The sequence below is a fragment of the Trichloromonas sp. genome (assembly GCF_034006665.1).
Lineage (GTDB): Bacteria > Desulfobacterota > Desulfuromonadia > Desulfuromonadales > Trichloromonadaceae > Trichloromonas.
Genome location: NZ_JAVESI010000012.1, coordinates 1 through 20,839, shown reverse-complemented (window position 1 = coordinate 20,839; position 20,839 = coordinate 1). Strand labels below are relative to the sequence as shown.

At 23.4% G+C, this 20,839-nt stretch carries 23 protein-coding genes and 1 tRNA gene; 13 read left to right on the top strand and 11 right to left on the bottom strand.

All coding sequences use genetic code 11. The annotated features are described in order from the left end of the window. Positions 1-63: 63 nt before the first annotated feature. The 6 genes from RBR25_RS06750 (at position 64) to RBR25_RS06725 (ending at position 6,945) form a co-directional block, all read left to right on the top strand. A complete protein-coding gene (locus RBR25_RS06750) occupies positions 64-465 on the top strand; it encodes a hypothetical protein (RefSeq protein ID WP_432818783.1) in 402 nt (133 codons plus the stop codon). A gap of 89 nt (positions 466-554) precedes the next feature. Continuing rightward, positions 555-1,958, top strand: coding sequence for a hypothetical protein (locus RBR25_RS06745; protein WP_432818782.1), 1,404 nt, complete (start codon positions 555-557; stop codon positions 1,956-1,958). Positions 1,959-2,035: 77 nt separating this feature from the next. After that, positions 2,036-2,419: a hypothetical protein gene (locus RBR25_RS06740; RefSeq protein ID WP_432818781.1), complete on the top strand. Its 384-nt coding sequence runs from the start codon at positions 2,036-2,038 to the stop codon at positions 2,417-2,419. Then, positions 2,420-3,835, top strand: a complete 1,416-nt coding sequence (locus RBR25_RS06735) for a hypothetical protein (protein ID WP_432818780.1) — start codon at positions 2,420-2,422, stop codon at positions 3,833-3,835. Between the two features lie 57 nt (positions 3,836-3,892). Next, positions 3,893-5,884 carry a hypothetical protein gene (locus tag RBR25_RS06730; protein ID WP_432818779.1) on the top strand — a complete coding sequence of 664 codons (1,992 nt, stop codon included), beginning with the start codon at positions 3,893-3,895 and terminating at the stop codon, positions 5,882-5,884. A 5-nt stretch (positions 5,885-5,889) separates the two neighbouring features. Then, positions 5,890-6,945, top strand: coding sequence for a phage baseplate assembly protein V (locus tag RBR25_RS06725; RefSeq protein ID WP_432818778.1), 1,056 nt, complete (start codon positions 5,890-5,892; stop codon positions 6,943-6,945). A gap of 16 nt (positions 6,946-6,961) precedes the next feature. Here RBR25_RS06725 and RBR25_RS06720 read toward each other — a convergent pair whose 3' ends face one another. Then, on the bottom strand, positions 6,962-8,473 hold the full coding sequence (locus RBR25_RS06720) for a DNA polymerase domain-containing protein (protein ID WP_432818777.1): 1,512 nt from the start codon (positions 8,471-8,473) through the stop codon (positions 6,962-6,964). An 86-nt stretch (positions 8,474-8,559) separates the two neighbouring features. Here RBR25_RS06720 and RBR25_RS06715 point away from each other — a divergent pair, with 86 nt between their 5' ends. The 3 genes from RBR25_RS06715 (at position 8,560) to RBR25_RS06705 (ending at position 10,479) form a co-directional block, all read left to right on the top strand. Continuing rightward, positions 8,560-9,447 carry a DUF723 domain-containing protein gene (locus tag RBR25_RS06715; RefSeq protein ID WP_432818776.1) on the top strand — a complete coding sequence of 296 codons (888 nt, stop codon included), beginning with the start codon at positions 8,560-8,562 and terminating at the stop codon, positions 9,445-9,447. A gap of 19 nt (positions 9,448-9,466) precedes the next feature. Then, positions 9,467-9,538: transfer RNA gene (locus tag RBR25_RS06710), tRNA-Gly, on the top strand. A gap of 44 nt (positions 9,539-9,582) precedes the next feature. Then, positions 9,583-10,479, top strand: coding sequence for a hypothetical protein (locus RBR25_RS06705; RefSeq protein WP_432818775.1), 897 nt, complete (start codon positions 9,583-9,585; stop codon positions 10,477-10,479). 46 nt (positions 10,480-10,525) lie between these two features. On the opposite strand, the gene RBR25_RS06700 is transcribed toward RBR25_RS06705, so the two are convergent. From RBR25_RS06700 to RBR25_RS06690, 3 genes are read right to left on the bottom strand one after another with little or no spacing between them, the layout of a single operon-like run. Beyond that, positions 10,526-10,909: a DUF5754 family protein gene (locus RBR25_RS06700; RefSeq protein ID WP_432818774.1), complete on the bottom strand. Its 384-nt coding sequence runs from the start codon at positions 10,907-10,909 to the stop codon at positions 10,526-10,528. A gap of 15 nt (positions 10,910-10,924) precedes the next feature. Then, entirely contained in the window at positions 10,925-12,172 is a 1,248-nt protein-coding gene (locus RBR25_RS06695; protein WP_432818773.1) for a hypothetical protein, read from the bottom strand. A gap of 27 nt (positions 12,173-12,199) precedes the next feature. Next, entirely contained in the window at positions 12,200-12,718 is a 519-nt protein-coding gene (locus tag RBR25_RS06690; RefSeq protein WP_432818772.1) for a hypothetical protein, read from the bottom strand. A gap of 79 nt (positions 12,719-12,797) precedes the next feature. Between RBR25_RS06690 and RBR25_RS06685 the strand changes: the two genes are divergently transcribed. The 4 genes from RBR25_RS06685 to RBR25_RS06670 all read left to right on the top strand — a co-directional run bounded on the left by RBR25_RS06685 (position 12,798) and on the right by RBR25_RS06670 (position 15,401). Beyond that, positions 12,798-14,180: a hypothetical protein gene (locus tag RBR25_RS06685; RefSeq protein ID WP_432818771.1), complete on the top strand. Its 1,383-nt coding sequence runs from the start codon at positions 12,798-12,800 to the stop codon at positions 14,178-14,180. Between the two features lie 18 nt (positions 14,181-14,198). Further along, entirely contained in the window at positions 14,199-14,675 is a 477-nt protein-coding gene (locus RBR25_RS06680) for a hypothetical protein (RefSeq protein WP_432818770.1), read from the top strand. A gap of 7 nt (positions 14,676-14,682) precedes the next feature. Then, entirely contained in the window at positions 14,683-15,006 is a 324-nt protein-coding gene (locus RBR25_RS06675; protein ID WP_432818769.1) for a hypothetical protein, read from the top strand. A gap of 83 nt (positions 15,007-15,089) precedes the next feature. After that, the gene (locus RBR25_RS06670; RefSeq protein ID WP_432818768.1) at positions 15,090-15,401 is read left to right on the top strand and encodes a hypothetical protein; all 312 of its coding nucleotides are present in this window, start codon (positions 15,090-15,092) and stop codon (positions 15,399-15,401) included. Between the two features lie 26 nt (positions 15,402-15,427). On the opposite strand, the gene RBR25_RS06665 is transcribed toward RBR25_RS06670, so the two are convergent. From RBR25_RS06665 to RBR25_RS06635, 7 genes are all read right to left on the bottom strand, one after another. Continuing rightward, positions 15,428-16,249: a hypothetical protein gene (locus RBR25_RS06665; protein ID WP_432818767.1), complete on the bottom strand. Its 822-nt coding sequence runs from the start codon at positions 16,247-16,249 to the stop codon at positions 15,428-15,430. Between the two features lie 245 nt (positions 16,250-16,494). Further along, positions 16,495-16,914: a putative metallopeptidase gene (locus RBR25_RS06660; protein ID WP_432818766.1), complete on the bottom strand. Its 420-nt coding sequence runs from the start codon at positions 16,912-16,914 to the stop codon at positions 16,495-16,497. Between the two features lie 16 nt (positions 16,915-16,930). After that, positions 16,931-17,392, bottom strand: coding sequence for a hypothetical protein (locus RBR25_RS06655; protein WP_432818765.1), 462 nt, complete (start codon positions 17,390-17,392; stop codon positions 16,931-16,933). Between the two features lie 48 nt (positions 17,393-17,440). Next, entirely contained in the window at positions 17,441-19,846 is a 2,406-nt protein-coding gene (locus RBR25_RS06650) for a hypothetical protein (RefSeq protein WP_432818764.1), read from the bottom strand. A gap of 9 nt (positions 19,847-19,855) precedes the next feature. Continuing rightward, positions 19,856-20,080: a hypothetical protein gene (locus RBR25_RS06645; protein ID WP_432818763.1), complete on the bottom strand. Its 225-nt coding sequence runs from the start codon at positions 20,078-20,080 to the stop codon at positions 19,856-19,858. Beyond that, positions 20,073-20,414 carry a hypothetical protein gene (locus RBR25_RS06640; protein ID WP_432818762.1) on the bottom strand — a complete coding sequence of 114 codons (342 nt, stop codon included), beginning with the start codon at positions 20,412-20,414 and terminating at the stop codon, positions 20,073-20,075. Before RBR25_RS06640 ends, RBR25_RS06645 begins: the two co-directional genes overlap by 8 nt. A gap of 1 nt (position 20,415) precedes the next feature. Continuing rightward, positions 20,416-20,839: hypothetical protein (locus tag RBR25_RS06635; RefSeq protein ID WP_432818761.1), on the bottom strand; the 424-nt coding region annotated here is incomplete at its 5' end.

Here is a 20,839-nt window from a genome sequence, read left to right as displayed (position 1 = left end):
ATTTTAAAATATATATTCTGAACTATTACTATTCAATATATAATAAAAATATAATTTAATAATATGAATTTTTATTTAGTGTTTACAAAAAGTAAAAAAAAGTTTGATAAATATGTTAAAGTTAATAAGATTAGAAATAAGGTTATCATTGATATAAAACAACAATTAGAAGAATACGACATCCATAATAATTATGATATTTATAAAAGCTATTTTAATTTATTAATATATAATAAAATAGTGCAATCTTTTTCTAAAAATAGAGATATTTATTACATACCCAATTTTAGTAATAAAAAATTAGATGTTAATGATATTTTTAAAATAAAAAAAGTATTAGATTCAAATATAAAATTTAACATATTAATATTTTTTGATGAATTTAAAAATGATGAAGATATATATCAATCTATTCTATCAAACATGAATATATTTGACGCATCTCAAATATTAAAAAGTTATTAAAATTATTTTTATATATACATTTATATTTACACACTATTAAAAAATTAATCATTTTTATAATGTTTGATGAAATGAAGTTTTTATTTGAAATGGAAAACTATATATCTAATGAATATGGAGAAATACAATCCACTGATGTTAGATATAACCAAAATGAAGATGACACATTCGGTATAAATAATTATATTATAACACAAGGTGATGTTAAAAATTATATTAGTTCTAGCGTAAATGCTCCATATGATGCAACTAGCAGAAATCCATATATTCAATTATTAAAGGATTTTAACGGAGAAGGTAGTGATAGCAATATGTCAAAAAGTTTAAAATTAAAACCTACTGATTTTTCTTATTTAAGAGATATTGGTGTTTACCCATTAAATAGATTAATAATACTTAGAAGATTTCCTGAAGGGGCAGTTGTTAGAAAGGATTTATCTAAAATGAATGTAGAACCTGTATCAGTTATTGTAGGGTGGGTAAAATCAGATTCAGATGAGATATTAAATTTTTCATTTAATGAAAATTGGAGAACTCAAAATAAAGATGAAATGTTACACTTATTAATAAATCAAATGATGTCTAAAGAGTTTGGAATTGGGTTAGATTCAATGGCACCTGTGCCAGGATGGTTAGCTGGATCATTATTTGGAATACTTAAAACAATTGGTTTAGTAAGTCCTGATACAAAAGTACCATTTGGTGATCCTAATGTATTAAGAGAATCATTAACCAGATCAACTGAAGATGTAGGACATACATCTAAATTTAACATTAGTTTTGAAACTGTATATGAACAAAAATATATTGGTGGGGTAGATATGACTGCATCTACATATAATATAATTAGAAATTTATTAACTATGGGTACATCAGATATTAGATATATCGGAAATTTAAATTCAAGTATTTTAAATAAATTAAGAAGTGCTAATAATAATTCAACAGATGTATCTGCTTGGATTGATTTAATTAAAGAAGTTTTTAATTCATTTCTTGGTGCAGTTAATAGACAATTAAAACCTAGTCCTAAATCTAAAGAAGTTATAGAAGCAGAAGAGAAAAAAAGAGAAGAAGATGAAAAAGAAAGAAGTGAATCATATACAGGAGATGATAAAAAAAGATTAGAATCTGTAGAAAAACAAACATCTATATTAAATAAAGTGTTACATGGTAGTTTAGTAAAAAATATATTGGCATCTACTGTTGGTAAATATGTATGGCCATTAAGAGGTTCTATTGCAATGTTAACTGGTGAAGCAGCAACACCATGGCATTTAACAATAGGAAACCCATATGCCCCATTATTATCTTTAAATAATATAAAAGTTGATAACATTACAGTTAAATTAAATGGAGATATGCAATATAATGATATTCCAAAATATATAACTGCTAGTATTGATATATCACAAGGTAGAAACATGGGAAAAAATGAAATTTTAGATTCACTTGGTATTCAATATAAAAGAAGTTATAATAAAATAAAATAATTAATATGGAATTTTATTCTTTAAATAAATTAAAAATGAATAACAATTTTTATGACATATTTCAAAAGACAATAAAGATGTCAGATGATGTAAATATTAATTATTTTGTAGTCACTGATGAATATTCAGGTAGATTAGATCTCATATCTATGTTCCTATATGGTAGTACAAATTATATAGAAGAATTAATGGTTATAAATAATATTATTAATCCATTTACAATAAAGTCAGGTGATATAATTTATTATCCACCTAATAAAAGTGATTTTGATTTTTTATATGATAAAGATCCAGATACAAATGAACAAAAAGATAGAATTCTTAATATGAATAAAAATAAAACTACTAAAAAAGATCCGAATAGACTAGGATCACCACCTACTATAAAACCAGATAATTTAAAACAAATAGATGTTAATTTTGATTCTAAAAAAATTAAATTAATAAATAAATTTAGATAAATGATTAAAGTTATACAAAGACCTTCTATAATATTAAGAGATTTAGTTATTGATTATGAAGGTGATACAAATGATGATGATATTAAGTATTATGTTGAACAAATTGGGAAATATCCATATCTACAAATTGGAGATACGGTTATAGAAATTAATAACATGATACAAACAATACTGTATAATAATCAATTTTTGCCTAAAATAGAAGTACAATTTAGAGATCCAACTAATAGATTATTTGATGTTCTTTTTCCAGTTGACAATGAGATATTAAGTTTATTTATACAATCCAATAGTGAAATATTAATGCCGATTAGAATGGATTTTAAAATATTAGATTTTAATATTATAAAGAATAAAGAAAATGAAAAGAATGATCTAATTTATTCTATTGTTGGTATACTGAATGTTAATAATTTATATTTTAATTCATTCTCGTCTTATCCAAATACTAGTTTTGAAGTTTTAAAAAAAATAGCAACTGATTCAGAACTAGGATTCGCAACTAATATAGATAACACGAATGATGGTATGATATGGATTAATACTGGTAATACAAATTTAAAATTTATACAAAATGTCGTAAGTCATTCATATTTAAACGATTCTACATTTATGTATGCATATATTGATTTCTATTATAATTTAAATTATGTGGATATTGAGTCAGCATTAAATGAAGATATATCTGATCAAACTGGTATTTTATTTTCTTCCAATTTAACAACAAATCTAAATAATGATTCAGAAGAAACAGAAATGGATTTAATATTAACAAATCACCCAGATAAGTTAAACTCAAATAATTATATTAATAAATTTAATATTATAAATAGTTCAACTAGAGTTAATTTAGATATAGGATATAAATCTATATTAATATACAATGATAAAAATGATAATGTAATATATAAATTGTTAATGGATACTATAACCACAACAGGTAAGAATAATGATCAGGTAGTATTAAAAGGTAAAGTCGGTGAAATATCAGAATTAATGGAAAATTCTATTGATTATATGAATTTAGGTAAAATTGATACTGATAATGTTCATTCTAATTATCTTTATGCCAAACAACAAAATATTAAAAATTTAAATGCATTACAGAAAATAAAAGTAAAAGTTGTAATAAATCTTATGAATTTTAATTTATATAGATTTCAAAAAATACAACTTAAATTTTATAAAATGGATGATATATCAATAACAGATGATAAACCAATTAAACCAACACCAGAAAAAGTAGAAAATTACAATGGTGAAAATTATGATGAAAATAGAATAAATAAAAGATTATCAGGTGAATGGTTAATTACTGCAATAAACTACACATTTAATAAAATTAGTGGGTTTTCACAAGAAGTTACATTAGTTAAGAGAGAATTAGGATTTAATGATGATGATTTTAATAACTAGAATAATTATATATAATTATAAAAATAATTAAAATTAATGGCCAAACCAGGAGCACCAATGTCAAATAGACAAATTAATAAACAGTTAAGAAAAGAGGCTAAACAAAGTAGTCAACAAAATAAAAATGTACAAGATTCTAATCTATTAGACAATACATCAGATACTAAATCTAAAGAAAATTTAGGATATGTTGATGGTTATGGTGAATATGTTAGTAAGTCAGGTGAACATTTTGGACCAGGTTTACAAAATAAAAAATTAGTTAAAAAAATAAGTGGTAATGAAAATAAATATGCTGGTACTAATAGATTTGGTATGTTTGATAATCAAAGTGATGTGTTTAAACAAAATTTAAACACATACATAACAATAGGATTTAATAAAAATAGTGTTGACCAATTTCAAGATCCAACATATTTAGTTTTTGATATTAAAATTGATTATGATAATTCTCCATTATTTACAACTAATAATAATATTAAAAATATAGAAAATTTCATTAATGAATATTCTTCTAATATACCAGAAATAGGTAATGATAATAGATTAGATTTATATTATAAATTTAAATTAGAAGTTGAAAAAATATTTCCATCTAATCTTCCAGAAATAAATAAAGATAAAAGTTATAAAGAACATTATATAGAGTCAATATCAGGATTAGATGTATTAACTAAAAAAATAATAAATTATCCAGAAGATAAAATAATATTTACAATATCAGAAGATGTTGTTATGAGTACACAATATTTGACAGAATTATATAATAATTTAGTTTATTCTTATGATACACATAGAGTATTGATACCCGAAAATCTTTTAAGATTTGATATGTCATTAATAATAAGCGATTATAGAAATATGAAAACTGATGATAATATGATGAATAGCATTCCGTCTAAAATGATATACATTTTACATGACTGTCAATTTGATTTTTTTGAATCTAAAAATTTTGAAAGTGAAATTATTAGAGGTGGATATAATGCTCAAAAACCAAATATATCTAAAAGTAACTTTAAAATAAATTTTAAGTCATATAGTAAAGTAATGATGAGGGATCACATTATAGGAAATTCTGATATACTAGATTTTAGAAAGAGATTACCAGAGCATGATATATATTTTGAATATTTTGATGATACAATACCCGGTGTTGTATCACCCATTGGTGAACAAGATAATACTAAGAAAAGTAAATTATTATCATATTTAAGAAACGAAACAAGACAAATAAGAGGTGTCATTGTTAATAAATTAAAAAATGAAGTTACTGAACTAGCAGATAAAGCACAAAATTGGTTAAATGAAAAGGTAGGAGTAACACTAACTGATGTTAATGTTTATTATGATAAAGCTGGTGATAAAGTTAGAATGGTTGATAAATTTGTTAGTGATTTTATTGATAAAAAATTAGATGATATAAAAGGAAATAAAAAGAATAAAAATAATAATGTTGATCCTATAAAGAGTAGAAACCAATGGAGAGATAATTATACAAATGCATATGACGAAGAAGGAAGAACAAGAAATAGAGATATTGAAAATGATGATATCTTAAATATCGGTGATGACATAGATCAAAATGATGCTCAATATAATCAGAAATTTCCTGATGGTGATATTCATGAAGATGGGCAGTACAATCAAAAGTTTCCAGAAGGAGATGTTCATGAAGATGGGCAGTACAATCAAAAGTTCCCTAATGGTGATGTCCATGAAGACGGAATTTATAACCAAAAATATCCTGATGGTGATGTTCATGAAGATGGTCAATACAATCAAAAATTTCCAGAAGGAGATGTTCATGAAGATGGGCAGTACAATCAAAAATTTCCAGAAGGAGATGTTCATGAAGATGGGCAGTATAATCAAAAGTTCCCAGAAGGAGATGTTCATGAAGATGGCCAATACAATCAAAAATTCCCAGAAGGTGACTTACAAGAAGACGGAACTTATAACCAAAAATTTCCAAATACAAACAAGAAAGAAGATAATAAATATAATAGAAAATACCCTGATGGTAATGTTTATGACGAAAATAATTAATTTTTATGAATTATAAAGATGGTATATTTAGTGGAATAGTAGAAGATAATATAGATCCTAGAAGAAAGGGAAGAGTTAAAGTAAGAATTATTGGTGTATTTGATAATATACCAACATCTCATATACCCTGGTCATCACCACAGATTATACCATACGGATGTTCATATTCAATTCCACCTATTGGAAAAACAGTTAGTATAAAATTTGATAATGGTGATATATATTCACCATACTACATATATACAGATATGTATAATATAAATTTACAAGATAAATTAGATAGTTTATCTGATGAAGATTATGTTAGTTTTTATTCTTTACTATTTAGTCATAAAACACAAGTATATCAAGACAAAGATAATTTTATAATAGATCATCTTTTAAATAGAATAGTAATGAATAACGACAATATAAACATAGAATTAAAAGATAATAAAAGAAAAATTAATATAGGTACAGAAAAAGCAAACCAAAGAGCAGTACTGGGTGATCATTTTATAATAGAATGGTTTAAAGAATTTTTAAATATTCTTGTTAAACCAACATCAATGGTGGGCAATTCAGGTACACCTATTGTTAAAAGTGAATTAGATCAACATATTCTAAAATTTTTACAAAATCCAAATATTTTTGTATCTGATAATGTATATTTTAATGATAATAATAAAATAGATACATTAGAAAGAGATATAATAACAAATGAAGTAGAACATGATGATACTACAATTGTATCACCAAAACAAGAAAATGGAGATGATGTTGTTGGATTTAATGTTGAAAACTCTAAAGAGATACAAGAAGATGCAAGAAAAAATATAATAAACACAAATAAAGAAAATAAAAATAGTATTAAAAGTTTTGCACCCGATGGAACTAGTATAGATGATAATGAATATATTACATCGAAAAAAGATAGAAAAATATCAGGCAAAAGAAGTAAATATAATCACGAAAATAGAAACAGAGTTGATAGATTAAAATCAGAAGAAGTTAAAAAAAGAAAAGGTAAAGACAACGAAACAAAAGCTAACTCCAATTATGGTATGTATAAGAAAAAATAAAGGGATATAAAATCACTTAATTTAATTCTTTTTCTAATCTTTCTAATTCATTTTGCAAATCTTTCAATTCTTCATTTGCAGACATCATCATTTTCTTATATTTTTTTCTTTCTTTGTAAATATTACCCATAACTTTTTTAACTACACCATCTTCATTCCTAAAAACAGCACCATTTAATGTTATAATTGAGTTTTTATCTAATTTTATTTTATGTCCATTAAATACCGAATATACATCTCCACCAGATTGCAATTTATCTATCATGTCACTTATACTTTTACCTCTATCTTTTATAACTTTACCAATATAAGAATCAGCAGATATATTAAATTCTTGCATAGTTGTAGGATATAGAGATGCAAAATCAAAACAAATAGTCCAACTATTCATTCCAACTATCGGATCTTTAACCCAACCTCCTTTAACATTCATATCGTCATCAATAGTATCATCTTTCTTTGTATCATCTTTAACAAATACTACATTCTTTTCAAATCTCATTTTCTCTCTTAATATACCTTCTGTTACTGTTAATGTAGTAAATGCATCAATAACTCTAATTTTTGATAATGTTGCAATACCATATAAAATATCAATATATTTCATCTTTAAGTGTATCTGCTGAACTAGTGCTGAGTCAATAGCATTATACAATATGAATTTTTGATAATCACTTTCATATAAATATTTAAGATTACCTTCATAATTAATCTTTTTAACACCAAGTACATTATCAGAAACAAAATCTAACCCTTGTGATTCTTTAACTTTTATTGACGTATCCCATTTTGCATATAATTCCATATAATCAATTATGACACGGTGTGCAGGTATTTCAGAATGATCATTCTGCATCCAAGATGATCTTAAATTACCAGTAAATGAAGAAATACTAGGATCAATACCTAATTTCCTTGCTCTATTCACCAAAAAAACCCAGTCATAATTCACAAAATTCCATCCCGTTAATACTGACATTTTTGGTACCATTAACTTAAAATAGTTAAGTAACATGTCATACTCACTATTATAATAACGATACATAAAATCATAATTTGTTTTTAATTTATCGAAATGGTTATTTATACCACTTTTAATTGAATCTATTTCCGATTTATTTAATTTCTTAGTACCTAAAACTAAAACTTTATCTTTATTAACAATAGATATTGATTGAATAGCAGATTCAGCCAAATGAGGTTGTGGTTTTTTATCAATTATTTCGTTCTCTATATCTATAAAGAATATATTAGGTTCTTTATATTCGAACAATAATTTTTTCTCTTCTTCTGGTAATTTATCCAAAAAATCATAAACCGAATATCTATTCGGGTGTTGTGTGTATATTTCTTTTATAGATTTACCATCCCAAGTAACATATTTACCTGATTTATCACTGTCATTATCATCACATATTATAAATTTAGTGGGATTATTCCAAGGATAATATTTTAACTTTATATTACCATTATCATCAATGTAACTTACAATTAACTTCTTTTGCCTATATTCATAATCTATTAACATTTAAATATTAATTATTTTTTATTTTATATTAAACTATATTATGATTGTTTGAAATAAATATATAAATAAAATGAAAATTTGTTTTAATGAAAAGTAATGAAAAAATTATCAATCAATTTAATAAAATACATGGTGATAGATATGATTATTCATTAGTAGATTATAAAAATTCTAAAATTAAAGTTAAAATAATATGCAAAGAACATAATGTTTTTGAACAAAGACCAGATCATCATTTAATGGGCAGTGGATGTCCATATTGTAGTAAAAATAAAAAATATACCAACATAACATTTAAATTAAAATCAAATATAATACATAATAATTTTTATGACTATTCATTAGTAGATTATAAAAATGCACATACAAATGTAAAAATAATATGCCCTAAACACGGTATATTTAAACAAACACCACAGAATCATATAATTAAGAAAAATGGTTGTCCTATTTGTTATAATGAAAACAGGACTTCAGAACAATCAGATGTTATATTAAGATTTAATATTATTCATAATAATTATTATAATTATAGTCAAGTTAATTATATAAATAATATAAAAAAAGTAAAAATAATATGCCCTAAACACGGTATGTTTAAACAAACACCTGCCAAACACTTATTAGGACAAGGTTGTCCTATTTGTAATGAATCAAAAGGAGAAAAAGAAATAAGAAAATTTCTAGAATATAATAGTATAAAATATGATTATCAAAAATATTTTAAAGGTTGTAAATATAAAAGAAATTTAAAATTTGATTTTTATTTACCTGATTATAATATTTGTATAGAGTATGATGGTAAACAGCATTTTATAATAAATGAATTTTTTGATAAAAAAGATGATTTTGAAAATAGATTAAAAAGAGATCAAATAAAAAATGAATATTGTATAAATAATAATATTAAATTAATAAGGATAAAATATAATGAAAATATTGAAAAAAAATTAAACTTTTTAACTGATATATAATATATGTAATATACAAAATGCAAGAATGGTGTAGCGGTAGCATGATTTACTTCCAGTAAATAGGGTTCGGTTCGATTCCGGTGTCTTTGCTCAAAAATCCCTCTTAAAAAGAGGGATTTTTTATATATAATTATTATGTCAAATAAAAGAAAAACAAAAGAGCAGGTTATTAATGATTTTAATAAGGTTCATAATAATTTATATGACTATTCTTTAATGAATTATATTAATAATAAAACAAAAATTAAAATTATTTGTCATAAACATGGTGTATTTGAACAAAGACCAGATGATCATTTAAGTGGTCATGGTTGTTATTTATGTTCTAAAACATTAAAAAGAGATAATGATTATATTATTAAAAAGTCTAATATTACACATAATTTTAAATATGACTATTCTTTGGTAAATTATATAAATGCAAAAACAAAAATTAGAATTATTTGTAAAGAGCATGGTATATTTGAACAAAATCCAATTGATCATATTAATGGTTCTGGATGTCCAAAATGTGCTAAAAATAATAAAATTATAAGAGATGAATATATTAACAGATGTAATTTAAAACACGATTTTAAATATGATTATTCTTTAGTAAATTTAATAAATTTAACATCAAAAATTAAAATAATTTGTGATGAACATGGTGAATTTGAACAAAATGCGCAAAATCATATGAATGGTTCTGGTTGCCCAAAATGTAAATTAAGTAAAAATGAAAAGATAATTAAATCATTTTTTGAAAAAAATAATATTCTATATGAATCACAAAAAATGTTTGAAGGATGTGAATATAAAAGAAAATTAAAATTTGATTTTTATTTACCAAATTATAATATATGTGTCGAATATGACGGTGAGCAACATTTTAAGAAATATAGATTTGAAAAAAATAAAAAAAATTTAATGACTAGACAATTAAGAGACCAAATTAAAACAGAATACTGTCAAAATAATAATATTAAACTTATAAGAATAAGATATGATCAAAATATAGAAGATATTTTAAAAAATGAAATTCCTTTTAAATAATTTTTATTTTATTAAAAACCACTTAATATTTAAGTGGTTTTTGTTTTTACCATAAATCTTGACAAGCCCAATATCTTTTTGTTAATTTCGATAAGTTACTAACTGGATCACAATTATGTCTTGCTCTAAAATTTTTTCTTCTATCTTTATCTTTATGTGTTGTATAATCTTCATAATCTTTATGTCCATAGTTTAGGATTTTAATTTTATCACCTTCTTTAGCCAAAACTCTTTTTTTAAATTTTCCTTTACCTGTATATTTTTTAGGTTTATTATAACCTGTAAATTTTTCTCCTCTATATATTATACCATCATCAACTTTTTTAACCTGATCAATACTTTCATTTAATGAAAGTGTTATTATTTCAGTTTCACTTTCTTCTATAATCCATTCATTATTAAAATTATCAAAAGATTTTACATGTTTCATAATATTTTATTATTTTTAATCTTTTATAAATTCTGATATTTTTTTAGCTAACTCAAAATCTCCATTGTCTATAGCTAAATTTAATTGGTAATTTAATTCATTTTGTCCCATATTCTTATAATCTTTATCAGTTAATTCTTTTTTAGGTTCTTCTTTAACTGGTAAATCTAAAATATCTTCATCATCTTCATATTCAAATTCAGACATTGTTGATTTCTTATAATAATTATCTATTTCATTAACAACATCGTCAACTATTTTTTTAATTTTTCTTAATGTAACAGTTGTATCATTACTTAACATTCCTTTAATAACGTCAATAAATTCTGATGCCGGCAACATAACCAATTCACCATAAATTAATTCCTTTACATTATCTCCTTGATAACCAATCATTATTTTTTCAAAATGTTCGTTTAAATAATTTCTTAAATCGGCTGCAATATATGGTCCATAACGAATATCTTGTTGCTCATCTTTTAAACTATCAGTTTTTGATAATATTTTATTAGCCATAACTGAATCTTCTGGTATTGCCTTTGCGGCAATAAGTTCATATATACCTTTAACTACTTCATGTATTAGCATTACTAAATCTAGTACTCTTGCTTTAATTTTTGGTTTTGTATCACCTGTTTCTTCATCTTCTTCATAATCAGTTTCCATTGCATTTACCATTTGTGGTGCTTGTTCCATCATTTCTTCTAATGATACTTGATCAAACCAATCAAATTTCTTATTAATTTCAAGATGTCTCATATGAAGATTAATAAGTTCAGTACTAATTTTATCTACTTCTTCTTTACAATCAAAAAGCATTGGATGTACATTTTGTGATTCACCTTGCATTAAATTATTAATAATTTTTCTTTTATTTATTTCATCTTGTGGTGCATCTGGTCCATAATCTTCATTTCCATCAAAATTCATTTCTTCTTGATCATCATCCATCATTTTTTGAGCCATTTCCATTTTTTCTTCATCATCAGGATTAACTATTTTAACATCTAATTCAATATCATTTAAAATAGGATAATGTTTTTTAAGTACATTTATTCCAATTTCTTCTAATTCTTTCTCATGTCCTCTTTGAATTCTTGATATTTTATTTATTAAATCCATTGCTTCCATCATTTCTTGACGAGATGGACCATAACCGTATTGTTGACGAGCTTTTCTTTCAACATTTTTTAAATATTCATCATCTAGAGCATCTTTAATATCTGCTTCTTCAAATATTTCTTTATACTTTTTTAATTTCATTATTTTATTTTATTTTTTATATTATTTTTAATATTCATCAAGAACATCTGAATTATATATATCAACATAATCTCCAAAATATTCTTCAAATGTATTTACAAGATTTTTATAATCCCCTGACATCATTTCATTTGTTATTCTTTCACTATCATATTTTTCAGGATCAACATCTTTTAATTGTTTACATAATCTATTCACTAATCCTAATATCGCATAAGCATTGCCTTCTGGTCCTCTTAAATCAATAGATATTCTTTCATTTCCTTTACTACCCATAAATTTTTCGGTAATATTTTTAGAATATTTTTTCATTAAGTAATTTTCAATTTCTTTGTTTCCTTTTGTTAATTTAAGAAATTTATCAGCAACTTGTTTATCAGTAGCTTTTGGTTTTGGTATAACAGATGGTTTATCTCTTCTAAATGGAGATGGTCTACCTGGTTTTGTAGTTGGTTTAGTTGTAGGTTTTGTAGTTGGTTTAACTTTTGGTTCAGCTAACTCTAAATTTTCTTTTATAAAATTTTTAAAAGACTTAATTTTTTTCATAATTATTAATTATATTTTTTAATATATATTAAATATTAATATTAGATTTTTATATATAATTAAAAAATAAAAAGAAAAAATGAAAAGAAATAATAAAATAGATGAATCTCTATTAAGAGATAGAACTAAAAAGCAACTTCAAAATTTGAAGAGAACAATTGATAGTGAAGGTGGTGATATAGAACATAAAGTAAGAACCACAAGTAAATATAAAGAGAATAAAATGCCTAATGCTTATTATATGGATAATCCATTTAGTAGTAAAAGAGAAATAGATACATGGGAACATTTCTCCAAAAATGATGCTAATAATAAATCAATTGCTGCTGCATCCACACAACCATCTAATATTAAGAAATTATCTAGATTTACCGATTTTAAAAAAAGGAGTAACTTAAAAGAATCAATAAACGAATCTAAAAAACCTGAATTTGAAATAGATAAACCTATTGGTGAAATGGAAGAATTATTTATTGATTTACATGAAAGTCCAGAAAACTATGATATTAATAAGGACGGATTTGATAAATTATATAAATTAATGTCTAAATATGATTTAGAAGAAACAAATGATGTTCTTGTAACATTTAGAAAGATGTCAGATAGTGATAAAAAAGAAGCATTATCTTTTATTGGAGCAACTGAAGATATGATAGAAAACGCATTCAATGAAACAGTATACGAATCAAAAGATAAAAAATTATTTGAATCAAATAAAAAATTAAAAAAATGGCAAATTAATGAAATAACCGAAATCTTAGATGATATGGATATTTATGGATATACTAATGACATAATCTCAATTATTGAAGGAGAAGAATCAGAAAGTGTAAAAAGTGATATTAAATCATTTGCAGAAGATAATAATTTATTAGAAGCTACAACATGGGAACAAAAATTGATATATTTTGTAGAAAGGAATGGATTAGCTAGTGTATATGAAGATATATTTAATATATTAGGTATTGATTATGATGATTCTTTTTTATATGAATCTAAGAATGATGAAGAATTATATCTAACCCCAAAACAAAGAAAATTACCAGAAGGATTAAAGAAAGGAATTATTAAAAAAATGAAAAAATCCGGTAAAAAATTAAATGATAAAAAAGATAAAGAAGAATGCAATGACTGCGACGATGATAAGAAAGATGATAAAAAAGATAAAAAGAATGATATTAATAAAAGTGATGAAGAAAAATATTTAACACCAAAACAAAGAAAATTACCAGAAGGTTTAAAAAAAGGTATTATTAAGAAAGCTAAAAAATCATCTAAAATAAATGAATCAGTTGATATTTCTGATCAATTAACAGAAGAAGAAGTAGAGGGAGCAAAACAAATAGAATCACCTAATGATTTTTTTAATAGATATGAATTAAAAGATGGTAGAATAATAGATGTTGCACCTAGTGGTAAAATGACTTTAGTATCTGATGATGATAATAATACAGAAGACTAAAAAATAAAAATAACTAAAATGATTAAAAAATTTAATGATTTCTTAAATGAAAAAAATATACATGAACCCATTGATTTCAAAAAAGGTGAAAATGAATACCAAAAAAGAATAGTTGAAGTCATTGATGATATTTTACCTGATAAAGATATTAAGGTTTATTATAAAACATCATCAGGTATTCAAGAAATAGATGCTGAAATAATAGTAAAACCAATAATAAATGTAAAAGAAGATGGATATAATGTTCATTTTTCATTTGATATATATACAGGTCATAGACAACAATTAATATCTTTTAGTCTTTATAATATAAAGAATAATAAAAGTTATATATGGAAAGATACAAATATATACAATTATTATTTGGATACAAAAGATATAAATAAAATTATAAATTTAATTAAATCATTAGTTAATTTTACTACAAATATATCTGATAAATCTATTAATAATTTAATCAATTCCATTTATGATGAATTATCTAAAAAAGAATAATACAAAAATGATTAAAAAATTTAATGATTTCTTAAATGAATCAAAAAATAATAAAGATATTTTAAATTTAAATGATTTTAATGATGATCATATAAAAGGAACAAAGGATGATAAAAATAAACCAATGTTTAATAATTTACCTAATAAATCTATGAGAAACCCTTATGATATTTTAAGATCAAGTAAATTCATTGAAATTGATGGTATAACAGGTCAAATAATTGGGTTAAAGGGTAATTTAGTATTATTAGATATTATAAATAAGGATACAAATGAACATGAAGTTAAAGAATATGATGTTAAATATATTTTAAAAAAATTAAAATCATAAATGAATTTACCAATACCAATAAATTCAAAAAGATTACTTTTGGTTTTATAGTTATATTTTTATGGATATTTTTTGCATCATTAATGTATTTTAATACTAATGGTGTAAATGATTTTAAAACATTGTCAGTATATTTTATATCATTAACTGGTTTTATTATTGCTTATGTATGGGGAGAATCTGCTAGAAAATCTAATAAAACAACAGTATTCAAATCAGGAAATTCATCAAAAAGAGAAATATTAACATATATAGTTATATTATTATGGACTATTGTTGGTGTTTTTTCAATATTAAAACCTTTACCTTTAATAGATTTATCAACATACTTCGGTGCATTAACACCGTTTGTTGGTGCTTATGTATTAGGAGAAACATATAAATCATCACAATAATTTTGTATTAAAAGAAAAAGGAAGTTTTAAACTTCCTTTTTTTCTTGTTTTGTATCTGTTATTTCTTTTATATCTTCTACTTTATTATCTTTCTGTTTATTTGAAAGAACTTCATCTAAAGCAATACCCCATAATTTACAATCATCTTTAACTCTTTCTACAATGATATTGTAGGCATTAAATAACTTATTTGTTTGTGCAATTTTATATAAAATATTTCTAAAATATTTAAATTCATTTGTTATTCCTCTAACTTTATAATTCTTTATCAAATGATGTAAAATTAATATTTTTTTAATACTTACTTTAAAAACATAAACATCTTTTGATTTATCAGACTCATATTCAGTCATAACATGTTGCCAAAAATTTTCATATAATTCAACATAATTAAATACATCATCACCATTGTATTCAATAACATTTGTTAAAATTTTATTTAAAAATTTTAATTCTTCTACTTTTAATTCAAAATTAAATGTCATTTCATTTAAATATTGAATATATGAATTAACTAAATAATTAGATATCGCATATACTTTATCCACATCATGTTCAGACATATTTTTAATAATATCTGTATTTGGATCATACTTTCTAATTAAATTTAAAATGGTTTCTTTCTTTTTATTTAATTCATTATAAAAGTCAATATTTAATAATACACCATTGTCATTTTTTATTAAATTTTCAGCTTCCTCATTTTTAAATGTATTATTTTTCTTAGCTATTTCTTCAATTGTTTTATAATATTCATCATAATTAAAATCTTTAACTTTTTTAAAGTCTATATTTTCTAATTCTTTAGCTTTATCTAATACTTCTTTAAATTTTTTATCTTCACTCATATTTAATCATTATTTTTTTTATCCATATTAAAATCTTTAAACATTAAACCTTCTATAACATAATCTTGTTTATTATTTAACCAATTTAATTCTTTTTTAACACTATATGATATGGATAGCGACCATATACTAATACCCAAAGCCATTATAGCAATTATTAATGTTATATCTTAACTAGTGAATAATTTCTTAATTTTTGCTCAATTTGTTTTTTGATCATATTTTAAATTATTTTTTAAAAATTTTTATTCTTCCTTATCTGATCCTTTGATTAACATTCGTTCTACTTCATTTGCTCTTTCGACTTTTTCATAAGTGTGTTTTTTAACTATACCTGTTGATGTTTTTAAAGTAGGTTGAGTAATTGAAAATGTACCTTTTTCTAAATTTGGAATTATTTTATCTATTTCCTGTTCAAATAAAATAGTTTTTATTTCTTCATCTAATTTATCAAATAAAGTATCATTTACAGTAACTAATATCTCACTATTTAATAAAACCGCATAATTATCTGGTATCTTTTTTATTTGTATTAATTTTTTCTGTTTATTATTGGATTGAAACGTATAATTGAAGTCAATCGCAAACACAAATTCTTGTTCGATTTTTTTAAAAAAATCAATAATTTCATCATCTAGTTCGTAATACTGGTCTGTTTTAATCATATATTTAAATTATTTTTTATACAAATATTATTGTGATTAAGTATATTATAAAAATTGATAAAAGTCCAATCCCAATTCCCAAATATGAAAAAAATAAAAATCCAATTAATCCACCAATTAAATATAACAATAACCATATTATTCTTTTAAATAATTTAGCAGTATTAAAAAATTTAAATCTAAATGCCATTCCTACTTGATTATCATTAAGTTCAATAACTTCCATTAATCCGATTAATTCACTTAATCCTATTTCAATAAATGTTTTATCTATTCTATTTATTTCTTTTTTTAAAACATCATTAAAATATTTTGGTCCTAAACTTTTAGTGTTTTCTATATCTATTTCTGTTAGATTATAAGTTTTATAAAGTCTATATACCCAATCAATAGATAGATCATGTTCTATTTTTAATTTATCTTTATTTATATTTAAAATTTTTAGATATAAATAAAAATATTTTATCTTTTTAAGCATAAGAATTTTTTTTATTTATATATTTAAAAATATGGGTTTAGTTTAAAATTATTTAGTAGGTTCATCATCTTCTAATCCAACATCAGATGCTGCATTTTGTTTTGTCATTAATTCTAATAGAATATCAAATTTTTCTAATATCATATCAAATTTTTTATTCATTTGAGCTTGTTCTAATATAGAATTATCTTCTGATTCTGATTTTGGGTTTATTATATCTGCTATTTTTTGTTTTGTTGTATCTACTATATTTCTTGGTTGATTTTCAATAATATTAGATAATTCTTTTTTTCTTTGTTCTAATATATCTAATACTTCATCTAATTTATTTTGATCAATAACTGATATAATTTTTACACTTGTTGATAAATTATTAAGTTTATCTATACCTCTTTGATTTAATTTGTTTATATTTTCACCTAAGTCTTTAATTGCGTCTGAAAACTTTTTAATAACTTTAACCTTTTTGTCATCTATATTACTTATACTTTCGGTAAATGCATTTAATGATTTTGATATACCATTTGCCCAATTTTCATCAGGACCACCTGTAAAATCACCACCTTTTAAAATATTTGCTACTTCTACCATAGATGTTGCGATATCTTTCATTAAAATTCCAAAAGATTCATTTTTTGCTCTTTTTCTTTGACTTATAGAATCATATGCATCTATAAAAGGAACTAGTGATGTAGCAACTCCTTCTGCCCATTCTTTACTTGGGTGTTTATCATTCCAATCATAATTTCCTAAAACTTTTGCAACATCTATCATACCACTAGCAATAGATACCATAAATTCTCTAAATTTATCAGTATTTAAATTACCAGATGAAAATAATGATTTACCTTCCATTGATACTGACGCTGCATATGCAAAAGCACTTAATGATAATCCAATACCTTCTGCCCATTCTTTTGTTGGACCGCCCGTATAATTACCACCAGCTAAAATAAAAGATACATCTTTTATGGCATTTGCTACCATTTGTACTTGTTCATTACCCCTACTTAATATTTTACCAGCAAATGGTATTAAACCTAACATAACCATACCTGTACCAAAAGCAAATAATGATAAACCTGCACCTGATGCCCATTTTAAACCAGGATATACATCATATTTACCTTTTCTTAATATTTCAGATGCTAAAACTATACCAGCGGATACAATCCCAATTGCACCTATACCAAGTGCTAAAGCAATTGCACCAACACCACTTAACATCAACATACCCAATGTAAACATAGGTAAACTAAATAATAATACACTTAAACCTGCTCCTAATGCCCATTTTAAATCTGGATATTTACTATAATTACCAACACTTAATACCCATGATGAAATCATAACAGCTGCTGATACAACAATAACGCCTAATGATCCAATTAACATTGCTTGTATTGGCAATTTACCTAATATCCATACGGTAGGAGTAAAAGCCAACAATGATAAACCAATAACTGCTGAACCAATTAAAAGATCGATTGGGTTCTTTATTGGTTCAAAATATTGAAGTATAATAGAAGATAATACAATACCACCAGCAATTAAAGGGATTAATGCAGTTGTCATTAACATTTGCAATGGATTAACACCTTTAGTAGCTTTCATTATAAACATTATAGCAATAGAACCAACAGCTAATATAGCACCGACAAATATTGCTGATATTGCCTGCATAAAACTAACCGGTTGCATATACGTTAATAATAAACTAGATAATACTATACCACCAGCAATAGCAGGTAATATCAATGGTAATAATAATATTTTTGCTATATCTTTTGGACTATCTAATTTTAAAGAATTTAATGATTTCATTATAAAATATGCACCCACCCCTAATGCAGTACTAACAATAACAAATGAGAACATTTGTAATCCACTCATAGGTTTAAAATTTTGTAATATATAACTAGATATCGTTACAGCAGCCGCAATACCAATAACAGCAAGTCCAGTATATAAAACTTTTTTGGGTGTTAATTCTTTAATTTCTGCAATTTTAGCAAATGCATGTGATATCATTAATATGCCAGCACTTAATGCAACTACGGATAAGAAATCAATATTACCTATTATTTTAAAAGCCATACCAATTGCTAAAACACCACCAGCAATTAACATTATAACTCCTACACCATCAACAATTTTTTTCTTATTATCTTTATCTTGTATTTTTTCAAACATACCAGTTTCCTTTTGTTTTCTGGCTGCTTTAATTTCATTTAATATTTCTTTTGTCCTATCATCTACTTTTTTAGATACATCTAATATATTTTTAATATCTTCTGTCATTTTGGATATTTTATCACCATCCATAGCAGAAGCCATTTTATTTATCAAATCTCCTTTATCCGCCTGATCTTTTAATAATTCAACAATACCTTCTAGTGCATTAGTAAAGTTTTGTAAATTATCAATAAATGCTTGGTCTATTTTAGATGCCATTTGTAAAAATTATTTTGTAAAACTTTCAAATGTTTGAATATGTGATGGGTGTTCATTTTTATATAATCTAATTTCTTTCTCACATTCTTTTATTAAATTATCTATTTCATCAATTTTAGAAAAAACATCACCATCTTTTCCTAGAGATTTATTGAATAAACTTTTTATTCTTGAATAATATTTTGATTTGATGTTTCTAATTCGTTGTTCTTGTATCTTTTTCTTATTATTCATTTGATTTTAAATCTTCTATTTTTTTCTTAAAAACTTCTATTGTTTCTTTATGTTTCTCTATATCATCCTTTATCTTCTCAATTGTTTCTTCTATTTCTTTCTTTTTATTATCAATCTTTTCGACATTATCATCTGTTAATGTATCAACTTGGAAATCTTCCAATTGTTGAAGTTTTATTTTTAGTTCTTCATTTTTTTGCTCTATATTATCTTTTAACTTTTGAATTTCTTTTTCGGCGTTTTCAATTTGTTTAATATCAACAGAAGAATCCATATCTTTCATAATTTCTTCATATCCTTCAATAAATAATTTATATGTTTTTATATTTTTCATTTTAATTTAATTTTTTTAATAGATTTATATCAACTGGTTGTTCCACTATTTCATTATTATCCATATAAACTAATGTTGCCATATCACTACCATCGATATTTTCTATTTTTTGTATCTTAGCTTTTCTATTATTTTTACCATATATAATAATATCACCTTCTTTAATATCTTTACTTTCAACTTTATTTAATTTTTTATTATTTTTATCTAAAATTGGAGTAGATTTATGTATTTTTTTATTATTTAAATTATATTTAATATAATCATAGTTTCCATTATTATCAGATAAAATATATTGAACACCTTTTTTATTCTTTTGATCCTTAAATTTATTAATTAATTTATCAATATCTTTATATATGAAATTTTGATAAATATCATATGTTAATTTACTATTTTTACCTTCTTCATAAATTCCATTATAT